Source organism: uncultured Campylobacter sp., assembly GCF_944323605.1.
In the GTDB taxonomy this organism is placed as follows: domain Bacteria; phylum Campylobacterota; class Campylobacteria; order Campylobacterales; family Campylobacteraceae; genus Campylobacter_D.
Genome location: NZ_CALUTC010000011.1, coordinates 38310 through 54386 on the forward strand (window position 1 = coordinate 38310; position 16077 = coordinate 54386).

A 16077-nucleotide genomic window follows, 5' to 3' on the forward strand; every position below is an offset into this window, starting at 1 on the left:
TATTATTACAGAAATGTTAATTATATCAAATTATATAAAAATTTTTTACCTTTTTTTAAAGGCAATTTTTGTAAATTTAATAAAAAAATTAGGAAAAAAAATGATACCATTTAGCGATGACGAACTTATAGAACCTGTCAAACAAAGTCTTAGCAAACAGCTACACATCTTGCATAAGGATGGTGGAGATTTGGAGTTTTTAGGCATTAAATCAGGTATTGTTTATGTCCAACTAACGGGGGCTTGCAGCTCTTGCATAGCAAGCAATACAACTTTAAAACATAGTCTTGAAAAACATTTAAAGTTAGATATACACCCTGAACTTAGTATAGTAAATTTAAGAGGCGGAATAAATGAATTTAAAAAATTATAAAAAACTTGGTATAGAGCATTTTTACAAAAAGGATTATAAGAATGCAAAAACATTCTTTTCCTTAGCCTATGAAAAAAGAAAAAATAAAAAATTGCTTCATTTTATCAGCCTTTGCGACTTCGCTTTAAAAGCTGAAAAAGAAGCTATTGCTATATTTGAATTTTATATAAATCATTATCGATATGATAAAATTTATGACGATTTGGAAAAAATTTTAAGCATCAGTGAAGCAAAAGAAAATATGGATAAATTAAAAGAAGATGAGCATTTTGCTTTAAGTTATAAAGATTTTTTACAAAGTGAAAAAGAAATAGGCTTTAAGAAAAGTTTTGAAAATATTATTTTTTCAAGCAAGCTAATAATTAATGACAAAAATGATTTTTTAGACTTTTTAGAAAAATTATTAGAAAATGGCTATGATGAATTTATACTAAACTATATAGAATATATGACCTTGCATTTTGTTGGCAATGCAAGATTTGAAAAAATAGCTAAAAAATTGAGATTTGTAGATGATACTAAAATATAAAGATACTTTTATCACTGATAATTCACAAGAAGCTAAAGAAAATTCCTTTTTTCTCATAACAAAACAAAATGAAAAATTCGCCAAAGAAGCACAGAATAATGGTGCAAAACTCATAACAGTAGATCAATGCAAGCAAATGCTAAATATAGACAAAAATATAAAAATAATAGGCATAACAGGGACAAATGGAAAAACCACAGTTTCTACCCTACTCTACGAACTTTTACTAAAATTAGGATACAAATGCACCTTATGTGGAACTAGAGGTGTTTTTATAAATGGCAAAAATTTAGCCTCAAAATCTCTAACTACTCCACCGATATTAGCCTTGCTTTCTTTTTTACAGCAAAGCAGTCTAGAAAAAAATGATTTTTTTATAATGGAGGTAAGCTCTCACGCTATAGTGCAAGACCGTATAGAAGGCGTTAATTTTTTCGCTAAGATTTTTACGAATTTAAGTCAAGATCATTTGGATTTTCACAAAAATTTTAAAAACTACAAAGAAAGTAAAGAGCTTTTTTTAAAAGATGAAACCTTAAAAATAATAAACGCAGATGAGGATATAAAGTATAATGAAAAAAATAGCATAAGCTACGGTTTAAACAGTAGTGCTGATTATAAAATTCTTTCTTATGATTTAAAAGATGGGATAAAGGCTAAGATTAAACATAAAAATAATATTTTTGAAATAAAGTCAAGTCTTGTGGGATTATTTAATCTTTATAACATTCTAGCAGCATTAACTTTGCTAAAAGAACTTGGCATAGAAGATGAGAAAATTAGCAAAGCTTTATCTGAATTTAAAGGTGTTGCCGGTAGAATGGAGCTTGTGGCTAAAAATATCATAGTTGATTTTGCACACACTCCAGATGGTATAGAAAAAGTTTTGTCTTCTATGAAAGATAAAAATTTAATTGTCCTTTTTGGAGCAGGTGGAAACAGAGACAAAAGCAAAAGAGCTTTAATGGCAAAAGTAGCTAAAAAATACGCTTCTAAACTAATAATAACTAGCGATAATCCAAGAAATGAAGAACCTATGGATATAATAAATGATATACTAAGTGGCATAGAAAAAGATGAAACGGTATTCGTAGAAGCAGATAGAAAAAAAGCTATAAAAAAAGCTTTAGAGCTTAGAAAAAATGACGATTTTGTTCTAATACTTGGAAAGGGCGATGAAAACTATCAAGAGATAAAAAATGTAAAATACCCTTTCAATGATAAAGAAATTGTTTTGGAGATTTTGACTAAATTAGCTTAAAATGCTAATATTAGACTTTGATATTTTAAACTAGGATATAGTATGTTTGGAGATATTGATTTTTCTAAGATGTCAGAGATTTTAAATAAAGCCAAAGAACAAGCTAAAGAGTTAGAAGACAGGCTTTCTAGCAAAGAATTCTCAGCAAATTCTGGCGGAGGTTTAGTTAAGGTAAGTGCGAATGGAAAAGGCGAAATAATTGACATAAAAATAGACGATTCTTTACTAGAAGACAAAGAATCTATGCAAATCTTACTAATTTCTGCCATTAATGAAGTGTTAAATATGGTAAATCAAAACAGAGGTGTTGCATTTGGTGATATGCTTGGAGGATTTAGATGAGATTTTTTATTTTAAGCTTACTGTTTTTAAGCACAGTTTTTGCTGTAGAAAGACCAAAACTTGAAGATTTTGTAGCGTGTTTTAATAAAAACAAAGCAAGTGTTTTTGTTTATGAGGGAATGAATGCTTTCGCACTTAGTGAAAATTTATTAGCTGTAGTTAAAGCTCCAAATTCAAAATTAAATAAGTATGTAAAATACGATCCTTTTTTAAATTTATATCTTGTTAGGACGGAATTTAGCCTTATACCTACAAATATGTTTGATGAACAAAATCTAACCAGAAATGATTGGATTGGTATAATAGACCCAACAAATGCTTATATAGGACACCTAAAATATTTAGCACAAAATATAACAGAAAGAGATAGGCTTGACTTTGCTACAAAGGTAGGGCAACTTAGCACTCCTTGCTGCAATATGCTAGGCATAGCATTAGCAGATGGTTCTTTCATAGGAAATAGATATTTAAAACATTTTATGAAATATAACGATGTTTATTGGGGTGATATAGGCGTTGATTTTACAGTTAGAAACAATAAAATTTATGTAGAAAATGTAAGATCTTCAGGACAATTTTTAGTTAATGATGAGATAGTAAGCGTAGATGATATACCTGCTGATGATATTAGAAAACTTAATGAAAAAATACTATTTGCAGATAGAGATTCAACGCTTTATTTTAGAATTTTAAGAGATAATGTAGATACCAATATATCAGTAAGAGTGAGTCCTAAAGAATTTCCTAACTTTGATATGATTGGCAATGAGAAAGTTAAAGCCCCTACGGTTAAGACAACTGTAAATAAACAACCAAACCATTACAGATCAAATTTAGGATTTTCCTTAAATAATAATTTAGTCGTTAGCAAGGTAGAACCATATTCAAAAGCGGCTCAATCAGGACTAATGGTAGGAGATAAGATATTAAGAATCAATAATCAAATAGTAAGAGACAGCAATTCCGTGCAAAAAATATTAATTTCAGGCAATGAATTTAATTTACTAATATCAAGGTCAAGCAAAAATTTACCAACAGTAAAAAGTTCTGCTTCATCTGCTGGAGACGGGCAGTTTCAATTTTTTATAAGGCTTAATAAGTGAATATAAAGGAGCTATTTAACACACATCTTTTAAAATCATTACCAAAAATAGAAAGCTTTCACCCTTTTTTTGAGGAGGCAAGCTCTAGATTTTTAAAAGTTGGTGGAAAGCATTTTAGAGCACAGCTACTTTTAACTGTAGTCTTTTGTAAAGACAAGGAGCAAATTCAAAATGCCCTCGATGCTGCTTTAGCGGTAGAATTCATACATAGCTACTCTCTCATACACGATGATTTACCGGCTATGGATAATGCTGATTTAAGAAGAGGTGAGCAAACCTTACATAAAAGCTACGATGAGGCTACGGCTATATTGGTTGGAGATGGTTTGAATACCGAAGCTTTCTTAATACTTGCAAAGTCAAAACTAAAAGAAGCGGTAAAAATTTCACTGATTGAAACCTTAGCTTTTAACGCAGGTCTTAACGGAATGGTTTTAGGACAAGCTATAGACTGCTTTTTTGAAAATAAAAAGCTAAATTTAGAAGAATTAAAATTTTTACACACACATAAAACAGCTATGTTAATAGCAGCGTCTTTAAAAATGGGTGCAATAATATGTGAATTAAGCAAAGAAGAATGCGAAAAAATTTATAACATAGGCTTAAAAATAGGACTTGTTTTTCAGATAAATGATGATATTATAGATGAAACACTAGATGAAAAACAAAGCGGAAAGCCTAGTAAAAACGATATAAATAAAAATTCTTTTGTAAATTTACTAGGTTTAAGTAAGGCTAAAGATGCGAAACAAGAACTTTTAATAGAGATTGATAATGATCTAAATTTTATAGATAATCAACTTTGTCTAATGATAAAAGAACTGATAAAAAGATATTTACAAGGATAAAAATGTTAGAAAAACAAGCTAATACTTTGAGATTTTTAAGTGCTGATATGATAGAAAAAGCCAACAGCGGTCATCCAGGCGTTGCTTTAGGGCTTGCTGATATGCTTACTGTTTTATCATATCATTTAAAACATAATCCTAAGAATCCGCAATGGCTAAACAGAGATAGGCTTATTTTTTCTGGAGGACACGCTTCGGCATTGCTTTATAGCTTTTTGTATCTTTGTGGATATGATTTAAGTTTAGATGATTTGAAAAATTTTAGACAGCTACACTCAAAAACACCAGGACACCCAGAAATTTTTACAGATGGAGTTGAAATTGCCACAGGTCCATTGGGACAGGGGGTAGCAAATGCGGTTGGCTTTGCTATGGCTGCTAAAAAAGCTGCCTTGCTACTCTCAGATGATATTATAAATCATAAAATATACTGTTTTTGTGGAGATGGAGACTTGCAAGAAGGGATTTCTTATGAGGCTTGCTCTTTAGCATCTTTGCATAAACTTAACAACCTCATCTTAATCTACGATAGCAATGATATATCAATAGAAGGAAATGTAAATATAGCTTTCAATGAGAATGTAAAGTTACGTTTTCAAGCACAAGGTTTTGAAGTCTTTGAGATAGATGGACATAATTTTAAACAGATAGATGAAGCACTTACAAAGGCTAAAAATTCTTTAAAACCAAACCTAATAATAGCCAAAACAAAGATTGCAAAAAATGCCTTAGAGTTGGAAGGTAGCCACCATAGTCACGGGGCTCCTCTGGGTGAAGACTTGATAAAAAGAGCCAAAAAAGCTAACGGTTTTGATGAGAATTTACAGTTTATAGTAGATGAAGATGTAAAGTTACGTTTTGAAAGTGCTTTAGAACTAGGAGATTTAGAAGAGGCAAAATGGAAAGACTTGCTAGAAAAATCAGGAAAAAAAGAACTTTTAAATGAGTTATTAAATCCAAATTTTGATGATATAAAATACCCTGATTTTGATTTTTCAAAAGATGTAGCCACTAGAGATAGCAACTGCGAAATTTTAAATGCTATAGCAAAAAGTTTAAAAGGCTTTTTAGGAGGTTCTGCGGACTTAGCTCCTTCTAATAAAACAGAATTAAAAGGGCTTGGCGACTTTGTAGAGGGTAAAAATATACATTTTGGAGTAAGAGAACACGGTATGGCGGCTATAAACAATGCTTTTGCTAGATATGGTCTTTTTATACCATTTTCAGCTACTTTTTTTGTATTTAGCGAATACTTAAAACCAGCAGCAAGACTTGCAGCACTTATGAAATTAAAACATTTTTTTATATTTACACACGATAGCATAGGAGTTGGAGAAGATGGACCAACTCACCAACCTATAGAACAATTAAGCACTTTTAGGGCTATGCCGAATTTTCTAAATTTTAGGGTAGCAAATGCCTATGAAAATTTAAAAGCGTGGCAAATAGCTTTAAAAAGTGATTTACCGTGTGCTTTCATACTTTCAAGGCAAAAACTAAAAGCTATAAATAAACCTATTTTTGGGGATGTAGAAAATGGAGCATATATATTACACGAGGAAAAAGACCCTAGTTTTACATTGCTTGCAAGTGGTTCAGAAGTAGCATTATGCCTTGAAACAGCTAAAAAATTAAAAGAAAAAAACATAAAGTGCAATGTAGTCTCTATGCCTTGCTTTGAACTCTTTGATAAACAAGATTCTAAGTATAAGGCTAAAATTTTACAAGGAAAAGTTGTTGGTGTTGAAGCTTTAAGCTCTAATGAGCTTTATAAATTTTGCGATGAACTTTATAATATGCAAAGTTTTGGAGAAAGTGGAAAAGACAAAGATGTTTTTGCTTATTTTGGATTTACTGTGGATAAACTTTGCGAATTTTTGCTTAGGCTTTAGATGAAAAATGAGCTTATCTTAGAAGAAAAAGATTTTAAATCAATCTTTTTTGTAAGTGGAATTTGGGATAAGCTTACTGTTAGTGCTTATGAGCTTAAAGAAGTCAAATTTGATGAAGTTATTTTTGATTTTTCTAAACTAAAAGACATAGACACAGCCGGGGTTTGCTTCTTTTTATCCATTGAAAATAAGTTAAAAAAAACAAAAAAAGTTTCTTTCATAAATTTTGACAAAAAAACCAAAGCACTTTTTGAGCTTGTAAAAAAACACTACAAAACACAAAATTTAGATGATGATATTGAAAAAAAAGAAAATTTCTTTGTAGTTTTAGGTAAATTTCTTTATTCTTGTTTTTATAATTTAAAAGATTTTATAAGTTTTACAGGATTTGTTCTTTATGCTCTTTACAAGTCCTTAGTAAATCCTAAAAAAATTCGTTTCACTTCCTTTGTGTATCATATACAACACTGTGCCTTAAATGCAGCTGGTATAATAGCACTTACTTCTCTACTTGTTGGGGTTGTTTTAGCATATCAAGCTGCTTATCAACTAGGTCGTTTTGGGGCAAATATATTTATAGTGGATTTAGTTGGTATATCAGCCACAAGAGAAATAGCACCTTTAATAGCAGCTATCGTCATAGCTGGACGTAGTGCAAGTGCTTATACGGCTCAAATAGGCGTTATGAAAATAAATGATGAAATAAATGCTATGAGGACTATGGGTTTTCATCCTATATATTTTACGGTTTTACCGCGAGTTTTAGCTTTAACATTTTCTATGCCTTTAATAGTAGCTTTTGCTGATGCTGTTAGCATATTTGGTGGAATGGTTGTAGCTGATTTAAATTTAGGGATTAATTATTTTGAATTTATAAGACGTTTCAAAGAGGCGATAGACGCAAAACACATAATAATAGGCATAATCAAAGCCCCTATGTTTGGTTTTTTGATAGGATTAATCGCTTGTTATAGAGGGCTTGGTGTAAAAAATACAACCGAAAGTATAGGAATTTACACCACAAAAAGTGTTGTAAATGCGATATTTTGGGTCATAGCATTTGATGCGATTTTTTCTATATTTTTAACACAGGCTGGAATATGAAAGTGGTAGAAGCTATAAATATTAGCACAAAATTCGAGGATAAACTCATACACGATAAGCTAAATTTCTTTGTAAATGAAAATGAAATTTTTGGAATTTTAGGCGGAAGTGGGGCTGGAAAATCTGTGCTTTTAAGACAAATGTTAGCCTTAGATGAATGCCAAAGTGGAGAGTATATAATTTTAGGAAAAAATTTAAGAACTATGAGTGAAGCTGAAGCATTAGAGCTTAGACAAAGCTGGGGAGTAGTATTTCAGTTTGGTGCTCTATTTAGTTTTTTTACTGTGTTTGAAAATGTAGCCTTACCACTTAAAGAATACACCAAATTAAGCGAACTTAGCATAAAAGAGCTTGTTTATATGAAGCTTAATATGGTAGGGCTTGATGAAAATGTGGCAAAGCTTTACCCAAGCGAGTTAAGTGGGGGTATGGTAAAAAGAGTAGCTATAGCTAGAGCATTAGCACTTGATTCTAAGCTTTTATTTTTAGATGAACCTACATCAGGACTTGACCCAAAATCATCGCGAGATTTTGATGAGCTTGTGTTAAGTCTTAAAGAAGGCTTAAATTTAAGTATGATTATGGTAACACACGACAAGGATAGTATGAGAAATACGCTTGATAGATTTTTGATACTTAAAGATAAAAAAATAGCTTTTATAGGGAATCACGAAGAATTGCTAGCTACAAATAAAGCACTTTATGAACAGTTTATGGGGTAAGATATGGAAAACAAAGCTAAATATCTATGGGTAGGTGTTTTTGTATTTGGGGTGTTTTTTGCCTCTTTATTTGTGCTTATTTGGCTAAATGACTTTTCTTCTAAAGAAGAATTTAAATACTATCAAATTTATACTAGCGAATCTGTTGCTGGTCTGTCTCAAAAGTCTTCAGTCAGGCTTTTAGGTGTTGAAATTGGTTCTGTTGAGGAGCTATCTTTACACAAAAAAGACAAAGAAACCTTAGTAAGAATTTTAGTAAAAATAAATGAAGAAGCCCCGATATATACAACCACAGTAGCAAGCTTAGAACTTCAAGGCATAACAGGTCTTAAGTATGTAGATCTTAGTAATGAAGAAGGCGAAAGACAAGAACTCATATCCAAAAATGGTGAAATTCCAACTATAAAATCAAAATCTTCTTTGTTTTCATCTATAAACAAACAAGGTGATAAAATAGTAAATTTGTTAGATTTTGCAGATGAAAGAGCGAGATTACTCTTAAGTATGCAAAATGTTCAAAATTTTTCAGTATTGCTAAAAAATTTAAGTGATGCAAGCTACAACATAAACAAACTAGCACAAAGAATGACTCAAATGACTTATTCTATAGAAAAGGCTACCACAACTATACAAATTTTAGGTCAAAGTGGGGCTTCTACTTTGCAAAGTTACGATAAACTTAGCTCTTCATTGGCTGAAAATTTATCTATTTTGCAAAGATTATTAGTGGTAAGCACAGAACTTATAAAAACCCTAGAACAAAGTCCTTCTGACTTGTTTTTTAAGGGGACAAAACCTAACTTAGCACCGGGGGAATAAATGAGACTGTTTGTAATGATTTTAAGCATTTTTATATCCGCTTGTTCTTTAAAACCAGATCTTGTAGAAGAGCCTAAATCTTACAGTTTAGCTATTTTTGATAATGAATATTATAAAGATAAGATTCGGGCTGGCATTAAAACGCCTTATGATAAAATGCTTAAAATTAACAACAAAAAGAGCATACAAATTCTAAACATAGAATCGCCGTTTTATCTAAAAACTAACAAAATTTACTACTCAAATGGCGTAATCTTTGATTCATACAACAAGCATATATTTTCGGATTCGCCTGTAAATTTTTTTAAAAATAAACTTAAAAATAGTCTAGAAAATAGTAACACTTTTAATGCGGTTTTTGATTTTACTGTAAATGCAAATGCTGATTATTTTTTGGTTGCAGACTTTCAAAAATTTCAAAAGGTATTTTATGAAAATTCAAAATCTTACGTGGAATCTAAATTAACTGTATTTTTAATAGAAAGCAAGAGTAAAAAAGTGATATCTCATCAAAGCTTTATCATAATCGAAGTTTTAGCAAGCGAAGATATAAATGAGCTGATAACGACCTTTAATAATGTTCTTGAAAGTCTTGTGGATAGATCCACAGTATGGATAAATAAAGAAATAAAAAAAATGGAATAATTTTTGCTTGATTAAGCTAAATTAGTTTGAAGGGAAAATTATGAGCAAGGAACTTGAAATTCTAAAAAAACACCTTGGTGAGGTGCAAGGAAAAAGTAGTTTTGATGCAAAAACTTTTGGCTCACAAATAAGTGATGCAAATGATTTTATAGGTGCTTTACAAGTGCTTGATCTATCTTTAAAAAAGATTAGCAAAAATATAAAAGAAAGATGTTTAGACGGTATAGATGAAGAACAAAAAAGATTACTTGATGCTCAAAGTTCTCAACTCATTCAAAACTGCTCTTTTATGGGAGAAAATTTGTTTGACAACAATTTTTCTGTAAATTTAGCTTCCAAAATCTTTTCATTTGAGATACAAAATCCACTTTTAATACTTGAAAATAGTGATTATGAAGGCGTGTTAGCTTACATAGACGATAAAAGAGAAGAAATTAGTGCTTTACTTGATGATCTTGCTTTAGCTATAGAAGGCGACGCTCAAAGCATAAATCCTATAAATGATAGCAATTTCGACTTTAAAGCCTTGTTTAGATAGTTTTAATCCTCTAGCTAGAGGGTTAAATTTTTTAAATTTATTATCTGTCCGTTTTTTAATAACGGATATTTTCTTTGAAATTCGTATTTATCAATGATTATTTTAGATATATCACTTCCTATCAAAACAGTTAAAAACACTTTTTCATCATCGCTTTGTATATCTAAAATCATAGCTTTTATTTGATTTGAATTTAAGCTTGAAAAATAATCTTTTCTTAAACATTCCCTAACAACAGTGCCATTTTTAAGCTCTATTATCCTATTTGAAAGTTTATAAATTTCGGCTATATCGTGGCTTACTAAGATTGTTGTGAGTTTAAAATTTTCATAAAGCTTTAAAAGCTCGTCTTGTAAAACGAGCCTCATATTAGAATCAAGTGCGCATAAAGGCTCATCAAGCAACAACAAATCCGGTTCTTTCAGTATAGCCCTTGCCAAAGCAACTCTTTGAGACTGCCCTCCAGAAAGTGTGCTTGGATAAGCATTTGCCAGCTTTGTAAGAGATAGTAAGTTTAAAAATTCATCTATTTTTTTATCAGCATTTTTTTTATCTTTTATCCCATAAGCTAAATTTTGTCTAACGGTTAAATTTGGGAATAAAGCATAATCTTGAAAAACAAAGCCTATATTTCTTTTTTGAGGGCTTAAAATTATTTTTTTATCAGTATCTAACCAAATTTTATCATTGACTTTTATATAACCATAATCAGGTTTTATAAGACCGGCTATGATTTTTAATATAGTAGTTTTTCCAGCACCACTCTCCCCAAAAATAGATATAAAATCTCCTTCATCTAAGTCTTTTTCAAGAAGCAAATTCATCTTGCCAAAAGCAGAATTTAAAGAGTGTTGTATGCGAATTTGTATCATTATTTTTTTCTTTCTAAGTGCTTATTTATCAAAAACAAAAGAAAAAGTAAGGCAAAAGAAAAAACAAATAAAATAAAAGCATATTTATGTGCTAGATCATAATTCAAAGCATCAAGCTCATCATACACAGCTATACTTGCTACTAAAGTTTCTCCTTTTATATGACCGCCTATCATCATAACAACGCCAAATTCGCCGATTGTATGTGCAAAAGATACTATTATACCGCTTAAAATTCCTATCTTTGAATTTGGTATTATTATTCTTAAGAGTGTATAAAATTTACCTCTACCAAGCGTATAAGAGCATTCTATTAAATTCTTAGGAACAGCAGAAAAAGCACTCTGAATAGGGGTTAGCATAAAAGGCAAGGAAGCAATAATGGAGGCTAAAACAAGACCTTCAAAGCTAAATACTAATCTTAAATCAAAATACTTCTCTAAAAAAGCCCCAAAAGCATTTTGAGGAGAAAAAGCTACCAAAAGATAAAAGCCTAGCACAGAAGGCGGCAGAACAAGCGGCATAGAACTAATAAGCTGCAAGAGATCTTTAAATATAAAATTTGTAAAACTTAAAATATAAGCCAAAAAAATACATATAAAAAGCAAAATGACAGTGCTTACAAGAGCTAACTTGAAACTAAGAAGCAAGGTTTGTAAAAAATCAAAATCCATATTAAAATCTAATCACATAAATTAAAAAATAATTATAAAACATTTTACCTAACATCAAAACCGTATTTTTTTATAATTTTTTTGCCTTCATCGCAAAGCACGAATTCAGAAAATCTTTTAGCTAATTCCTCTTTTTTAGAATTTGTTTTTGCATATTTTGTTATAACAAAAGACTGTTCTAAAGGATTGTAAAATTTTTTATCTATCAAAAATGCTCTACCTTTTGGATTATTAACATCAGACACTAAAGAATACGCAACTATGCCAACTTCAGCCGCTGCTGTATCTACGTGCATAACAGGCTGAGATATATTTTCACCTAAGATTATCTTATCTTTTATCTTGTCATAAATTTTTATATTATTAAGAATTTCCATTGCTGCGACACCATAAGGTGCTACCTTTGGGTTTGCTATGCTTATACGTTTTATCTTTTTTTCACTTAAGCTATCTAAACCATTTTTAAGCAAATTTTCATCTAAGGTATAAAGTGCTACCACGCCAAGAGCATAAATTTGGGGATTGTCAAGAGCAATACCGTCGTTTTTTATTTGCTGCGGATATTTTGAATCAGCCGAAAAAAACATATCAAATTTTCTACCATTTTTTAATAAATGATAATGCTTTCCAGAAGCTCCAAAAACAAATTCTATTTCATCGTTTGTATTTTTTTTTAAAAACTCATCTTTTATCTCAATCATAGCCTTAGAAGCTGATGAGGCAACAAAAACGGTAATCTTTTCTGCTTGTAAATTTAATATCAAAAAAACTAAACAAAAAAATATTTTTTTCATACCAAGCTCCTGGTTTTATTATATCCAAAAAGAATAATAAATTTACATTTACAAAAAATAATTAAAGCTTAAAAATATCGATGTTGATTTAGTATAAAACTATTGCTTACCAAAGATTCTAAATTCCAAATTTAAGTTTTGAGGGAATTTTATTTTATAATCTTTTTTATCCTTCTTAGCCTTTACTAGCAAAGCGTATCCGCCCTTACCCTCTCTATCCCAAAGTCTTAAAAATTCTCTCTTAGAGCTTATATATCGTCCGTGGCTAGGGTCTAAAATCTCTAAAAAATCCCCCTTATAATTTATAATAAGCACAAAATGAGGAAATCTAGGATCATCTTCTATCTTTACAATCATTGGTATATTTATAAGCTTATCTAAATTTTCTTTGTTGATTTTATAAGACTTATTTTCATACCCTAGCTTTGAAAGCACGGTTTCTAAATCAGCAAAACTCACCATATCAGTCTGAAGCTCTTGTTCGCTCATAAGCTTTAAGACATCAAATTCGCTTAAATTTTCATCATCTATTAAATTTATCATAGTAGCTAGAGATGAAGCCCCACAAGATTGCTCGTAGTTTTGTCTTATCACCCTTTCATTTTTAAGCTCCTGATAAGATTTTACTACAAATTCAGCCTTTAAGCACAAGGGTGCAAAAATAAAAAGTAAAAATATTCTTAGAATTTTTTCCATATACTAAGTCCAAAGATACTATCAGGAGCAGCAGCACTTCCTCCAAAATTTGCATTTAAAGCTATGGCTGTATCGCTATCTATACTATAAGTAGAGCCTAGACTAAGCGTTGGTATGGATCTTAACTCTGAATTTTGGTAGCCATTTATCTTTTGCATAGTTTGAAACCTCTGTTCAGCCCCTAAATCAAGGCTTATCTTTGGACTTAGTATGATAGATAAATCCCCGCCAAAATATATACTATGCCCGTATTCTACCTCTAGCAAATCAAATTTTCTAGGTGCATTGTAGCCAAAGCCGGTGTATAAACTAAATACTACCGGATCGCTATATGATCTTACACTTAGCTGAATGCTTTGAGATTTTACATAAAAATTCTTTGTTTGATTTATCACCTTTTCTCTTTGCACCACAGCACTTTGAAAACTTATTTGCGGCACGAAATCATAAAAGCTATCGCCTGTATATATAAAACCAAGCCATAAAGAATCAAAGCCTATCCTTTCTTTAGCTTCAAATTCATTTGTAAAAAAATTTGTGTATTCGCGTCTTGCATAACTTCCACTTGCTGAAAATAATATATCAAATTTAGGGTGTAAGGTATATATAAAGCTTTGACTTAAAAAGCCTTGCTTAGTATCATTCCATATGGTAGGATCTCCTCCTACTGTTATATTTGGATAAAGATAGTATGAGTTTTCATTTCCTGTGCTAAGCAAAGAAAAAGTAGTGATACTTCTAAGACCAATTTGTTTTTTAAAAAGGCTATCTATACTTAGCTCATCACTTGCAAATAAATTTAAAGCTAGTAAAGGTATCAAAAAGAGTGAAATTTTTTTCAAAAAATTTTTCCTTTTTTACACAAAGTATAAATTTAATTTGCAAATTCTATCAAAAAATTTTTAAATACCATGTTATAATTTATATATAATTTTTTAAGGAGTTAAAAATGTTTAAAAAGATATTTGTCGCATTGAGTTTATCTGCTTTTCTTGCAAGTTTATCTTTTGCAGAGGATTTATTAGCTTATTATACCGATGGCAAACTTACAGAAAATTCCCCCGGTGTAAAGGTATTAAGTTTAGATGAGAAAAAACAAGTTAAGGGTGGGTATGTGGTTCAGGCTGTAAGCTTTCAAAATTATTCAAATTCTTATTTATCAGTAAAAGAATACGCTGTTGTAGCTTTATTTGGAGCTGGTGAACTTGATGGTGGCATATGTGCCTTGGGAAAAACAAGCTGCTATATAGACAATGCAACAAAAACACACTCTATAGTAAGCAAAGATAGATTTAAAGAATTTTCAAGAGAAGTTAAATGGCAAGAAAATGAAACCTTAAGTTTTTCTGTAACTAGAACCATAAGTTTTTTAGGTCCCTTTGTTGCACCAAAAATAAATTACAAAACATCAGCTTATGTCGTAGGCATAAATTCTCTAGGACAAGTTTATAAATTAAGAAGTGCTAATCCTTATAATTCTATGATAAGAGATATGAAAAGAGCTTATGAAAAAGATTTAAAAAATTTAATGGGTTTTTAATTTGATAAATACGCTTACACTAAATATCAACACTTCAAGAAAGTCTTATGAAAATTCTTTGATAGAGGAGAACTTATCCTATAAAAACAAGGCTATAAAAAGCCTTGAAAACTTTTCTGTGGATAAAGACGGCTTTTTGGGTGAGGATTTTAATAAACTTGCAAATATCCCAAAAGATATAAAAATTCATTATAAAACCGCTCTAGGTGTAGCTGAAGCTGCACTTAAAAGGTTTAACATAATAGCACCTGTTTTTAGCTCTATTGACATAGCTAAAAGCTTTGGCAATGCTTATCAAGTTTTATCTCAAGTGCTTGATAAGCTAGGTATGAGCGAGCTTAAAAGTTTTAGTAAAGAGGACATTGGCAAGTTACCAGAAGCAATAAGCTTTAATGAAAAAACTTTAGAGCTTGATTCCTTGTATGATTTTAAACAATACTCATCTAAACAGATAAGCACAAAGCAAGGTTTTACAATATCTTCAATGTTTATAAGCCCAGATTCTTCAGCAGAGCAAAAAGTGCCTTATGATAGAAATATATTAAATTCAAAGCTAGAAGCGATGAATTTTGACTTTGATAGAGGATATAGCATATATCAAAAAAATGCGGAAATAAGCATAGCAGGTGTTTTAACAGCTTTTTTACACTCTCATTCAAAAAGCTTTTTGGAGGGAGAAACTACTATATGGGGAAAGATTATGGGTTTTGGTAATGAGAGCCTAGAGCTAAGACAAAGTCTATACCAAAAAGCCTCAGAGCCTTTTTTAAACCCTGCTATTTTAAAGCCAAATATAATGAGTTTAAGCGATGAAAAAGACTTTTTGCGTGAGCTTTCAAAGCTAAGTCAAGAAAACTCAAAAGATGATGATATAAAGTATAATAAAATACTTAAATCCATACAAGAATTTTTTGATGAGGAATTTAAAAGAATGAAAAAACAGATAGAAGAAAATGCAAAAAGATGGCATGAGATTGATTTAAGGGTTTAGAATTTATTTTTTACAACACAAAACACGATTTAAAAAAAGCAAATTCTTTAAAGTTTTATCTAAATTTGGCGATTTACAAGGTGTAAGAAGGATAAATTATGATTAAGAACTTAAGTATTTCTTCTTTATCTCATAATCAAACATTACAGCACCTAAATAAGCTTGGAAAAACGCTTCAAAAATTAAGCTCATCTAACGAAAGCTTAGATGAGCTAGTAAAAGACAAAAGCCAAGCTGTTAGTGAAATTCTAGGTTATGGAGTGGATAAGGAAGGATATTTTACGGCTGATTTTAATGAGGCAGCGGCAATTCCAAAAGATTTTAGATTAAATGC

General features: G+C 30.5%; 18 protein-coding genes and 2 pseudogenes. 15 read left to right on the top strand and 5 right to left on the bottom strand.

What is annotated here, in order from left to right; translation table 11 throughout:
* The first annotated feature begins 100 nt into the window (after nucleotides 1–100).
* The 12 genes from Q0J35_RS06865 to Q0J35_RS06920 are packed head-to-tail and all read left to right on the top strand — an operon-like array spanning nucleotide 101 to nucleotide 10176.
* The gene (locus tag Q0J35_RS06865; protein WP_297194462.1) at nucleotides 101–373 is read left to right on the top strand and encodes a NifU family protein; all 273 of its coding nucleotides are present in this window, start codon (nucleotides 101–103) and stop codon (nucleotides 371–373) included.
* Nucleotides 354–902: a histidine kinase gene (locus Q0J35_RS06870; protein WP_297194464.1), complete on the top strand. Its 549-nt coding sequence runs from the start codon at nucleotides 354–356 to the stop codon at nucleotides 900–902. Before Q0J35_RS06865 ends, Q0J35_RS06870 begins: the two co-directional genes overlap by 20 nt.
* Nucleotides 886–2163, top strand: a complete 1278-nt coding sequence (locus Q0J35_RS06875) for a UDP-N-acetylmuramoyl-L-alanyl-D-glutamate--2,6-diaminopimelate ligase (protein WP_297194466.1) — start codon at nucleotides 886–888, stop codon at nucleotides 2161–2163. Before Q0J35_RS06870 ends, Q0J35_RS06875 begins: the two co-directional genes overlap by 17 nt.
* A 42-nt stretch (nucleotides 2164–2205) precedes the next feature.
* Nucleotides 2206–2505, top strand: coding sequence for a YbaB/EbfC family nucleoid-associated protein (locus Q0J35_RS06880; protein ID WP_297194468.1), 300 nt, complete (start codon nucleotides 2206–2208; stop codon nucleotides 2503–2505).
* Entirely contained in the window at nucleotides 2502–3608 is a 1107-nt protein-coding gene (locus Q0J35_RS06885) for a PDZ domain-containing protein (RefSeq protein ID WP_297194470.1), read from the top strand. The genes Q0J35_RS06880 and Q0J35_RS06885 overlap by 4 nt, the downstream gene beginning before the upstream one ends.
* Entirely contained in the window at nucleotides 3605–4456 is an 852-nt protein-coding gene (locus Q0J35_RS06890; RefSeq protein WP_297194472.1) for a polyprenyl synthetase family protein, read from the top strand. Before Q0J35_RS06885 ends, Q0J35_RS06890 begins: the two co-directional genes overlap by 4 nt.
* A 2-nt stretch (nucleotides 4457–4458) precedes the next feature.
* Nucleotides 4459–6348, top strand: a complete 1890-nt coding sequence (gene tkt / locus Q0J35_RS06895; RefSeq protein WP_297194474.1) for a transketolase — start codon at nucleotides 4459–4461, stop codon at nucleotides 6346–6348.
* On the top strand, nucleotides 6349–7452 hold the full coding sequence (locus tag Q0J35_RS06900) for an ABC transporter permease (protein ID WP_297194476.1): 1104 nt from the start codon (nucleotides 6349–6351) through the stop codon (nucleotides 7450–7452).
* Nucleotides 7449–8174: an ATP-binding cassette domain-containing protein gene (locus tag Q0J35_RS06905; protein ID WP_297194479.1), complete on the top strand. Its 726-nt coding sequence runs from the start codon at nucleotides 7449–7451 to the stop codon at nucleotides 8172–8174. Before Q0J35_RS06900 ends, Q0J35_RS06905 begins: the two co-directional genes overlap by 4 nt.
* Before the next feature lie 3 nt (nucleotides 8175–8177).
* Nucleotides 8178–8993, top strand: a complete 816-nt coding sequence (locus tag Q0J35_RS06910) for an MlaD family protein (protein WP_297194481.1) — start codon at nucleotides 8178–8180, stop codon at nucleotides 8991–8993.
* Entirely contained in the window at nucleotides 8994–9638 is a 645-nt protein-coding gene (locus Q0J35_RS06915) for an ABC-type transport auxiliary lipoprotein family protein (protein ID WP_297194484.1), read from the top strand.
* Nucleotides 9639–9678: 40 nt separating this feature from the next.
* On the top strand, nucleotides 9679–10176 hold the full coding sequence (locus Q0J35_RS06920) for a flagellar FLiS export co-chaperone (RefSeq protein ID WP_363315712.1): 498 nt from the start codon (nucleotides 9679–9681) through the stop codon (nucleotides 10174–10176).
* On the opposite strand, the pseudogene Q0J35_RS06925 reads toward Q0J35_RS06920, so the two are convergent.
* From Q0J35_RS06925 to Q0J35_RS06945, 5 genes and pseudogenes are all read right to left on the bottom strand, one after another.
* A pseudogene (locus Q0J35_RS06925) lies at nucleotides 10168–11048 on the bottom strand (ATP-binding cassette domain-containing protein); the annotation flags it as partial. The gene Q0J35_RS06920 and the pseudogene Q0J35_RS06925 sit on opposite strands and share 9 nt — an antisense overlap.
* Nucleotides 11048–11722, bottom strand: a complete 675-nt coding sequence (gene modB, locus Q0J35_RS06930; RefSeq protein ID WP_297194488.1) for a molybdate ABC transporter permease subunit — start codon at nucleotides 11720–11722, stop codon at nucleotides 11048–11050. The pseudogene Q0J35_RS06925 and the gene modB, both read right to left, overlap by 1 nt.
* Nucleotides 11723–11766: 44 nt before the next feature.
* On the bottom strand, nucleotides 11767–12516 hold the full coding sequence (gene modA / locus Q0J35_RS06935) for a molybdate ABC transporter substrate-binding protein (protein WP_297194490.1): 750 nt from the start codon (nucleotides 12514–12516) through the stop codon (nucleotides 11767–11769).
* Between the two features lie 99 nt (nucleotides 12517–12615).
* A complete protein-coding gene (locus tag Q0J35_RS06940; RefSeq protein WP_297194493.1) occupies nucleotides 12616–13212 on the bottom strand; it encodes a cysteine peptidase family C39 domain-containing protein in 597 nt (198 codons plus the stop codon).
* Nucleotides 13197–14054 (bottom strand): hypothetical protein, encoded by an 858-nt coding sequence (locus Q0J35_RS06945; RefSeq protein WP_297194495.1) that lies wholly within the window; start codon nucleotides 14052–14054, stop codon nucleotides 13197–13199. The genes Q0J35_RS06940 and Q0J35_RS06945 overlap by 16 nt, the downstream gene beginning before the upstream one ends.
* 107 nt (nucleotides 14055–14161) lie before the next feature.
* Here Q0J35_RS06945 and Q0J35_RS06950 point away from each other — a divergent pair, with 107 nt between their 5' ends.
* The 3 genes and pseudogenes from Q0J35_RS06950 to Q0J35_RS06960 all read left to right on the top strand — a co-directional run.
* Nucleotides 14162–14752: a hypothetical protein gene (locus tag Q0J35_RS06950; protein ID WP_297194497.1), complete on the top strand. Its 591-nt coding sequence runs from the start codon at nucleotides 14162–14164 to the stop codon at nucleotides 14750–14752.
* 1 nt (nucleotide 14753) lies between these two features.
* Nucleotides 14754–15743: a Cj0814 family flagellar-dependent secreted protein gene (locus tag Q0J35_RS06955; protein ID WP_297194499.1), complete on the top strand. Its 990-nt coding sequence runs from the start codon at nucleotides 14754–14756 to the stop codon at nucleotides 15741–15743.
* Between the two features lie 98 nt (nucleotides 15744–15841).
* Nucleotides 15842–16077: pseudogene (locus Q0J35_RS06960) on the top strand (hypothetical protein); the annotation flags it as partial.

Coding starts and splice junctions, on each gene's coding strand:
- Q0J35_RS06865 (WP_297194462.1), top strand. CDS start 101: ATGATACCATTTAGCGATGACGAACTTATAGAACCTGTCAAACAAAGT.
- Q0J35_RS06870 (WP_297194464.1), top strand. CDS start 354: ATGAATTTAAAAAATTATAAAAAACTTGGTATAGAGCATTTTTACAAA.
- Q0J35_RS06875 (WP_297194466.1), top strand. CDS start 886: ATGATACTAAAATATAAAGATACTTTTATCACTGATAATTCACAAGAA.
- Q0J35_RS06880 (WP_297194468.1), top strand. CDS start 2,206: ATGTTTGGAGATATTGATTTTTCTAAGATGTCAGAGATTTTAAATAAA.
- Q0J35_RS06885 (WP_297194470.1), top strand. CDS start 2,502: ATGAGATTTTTTATTTTAAGCTTACTGTTTTTAAGCACAGTTTTTGCT.
- tkt (WP_297194474.1), top strand. CDS start 4,459: ATGTTAGAAAAACAAGCTAATACTTTGAGATTTTTAAGTGCTGATATG.
- Q0J35_RS06900 (WP_297194476.1), top strand. CDS start 6,349: ATGAAAAATGAGCTTATCTTAGAAGAAAAAGATTTTAAATCAATCTTT.
- Q0J35_RS06905 (WP_297194479.1), top strand. CDS start 7,449: ATGAAAGTGGTAGAAGCTATAAATATTAGCACAAAATTCGAGGATAAA.
- Q0J35_RS06910 (WP_297194481.1), top strand. CDS start 8,178: ATGGAAAACAAAGCTAAATATCTATGGGTAGGTGTTTTTGTATTTGGG.
- Q0J35_RS06915 (WP_297194484.1), top strand. CDS start 8,994: ATGAGACTGTTTGTAATGATTTTAAGCATTTTTATATCCGCTTGTTCT.
- Q0J35_RS06920 (WP_363315712.1), top strand. CDS start 9,679: ATGAGCAAGGAACTTGAAATTCTAAAAAAACACCTTGGTGAGGTGCAA.
- modB (WP_297194488.1), bottom strand. CDS start 11,722: ATGGATTTTGATTTTTTACAAACCTTGCTTCTTAGTTTCAAGTTAGCT.
- modA (WP_297194490.1), bottom strand. CDS start 12,516: ATGAAAAAAATATTTTTTTGTTTAGTTTTTTTGATATTAAATTTACAA.
- Q0J35_RS06940 (WP_297194493.1), bottom strand. CDS start 13,212: ATGGAAAAAATTCTAAGAATATTTTTACTTTTTATTTTTGCACCCTTG.
- Q0J35_RS06950 (WP_297194497.1), top strand. CDS start 14,162: ATGTTTAAAAAGATATTTGTCGCATTGAGTTTATCTGCTTTTCTTGCA.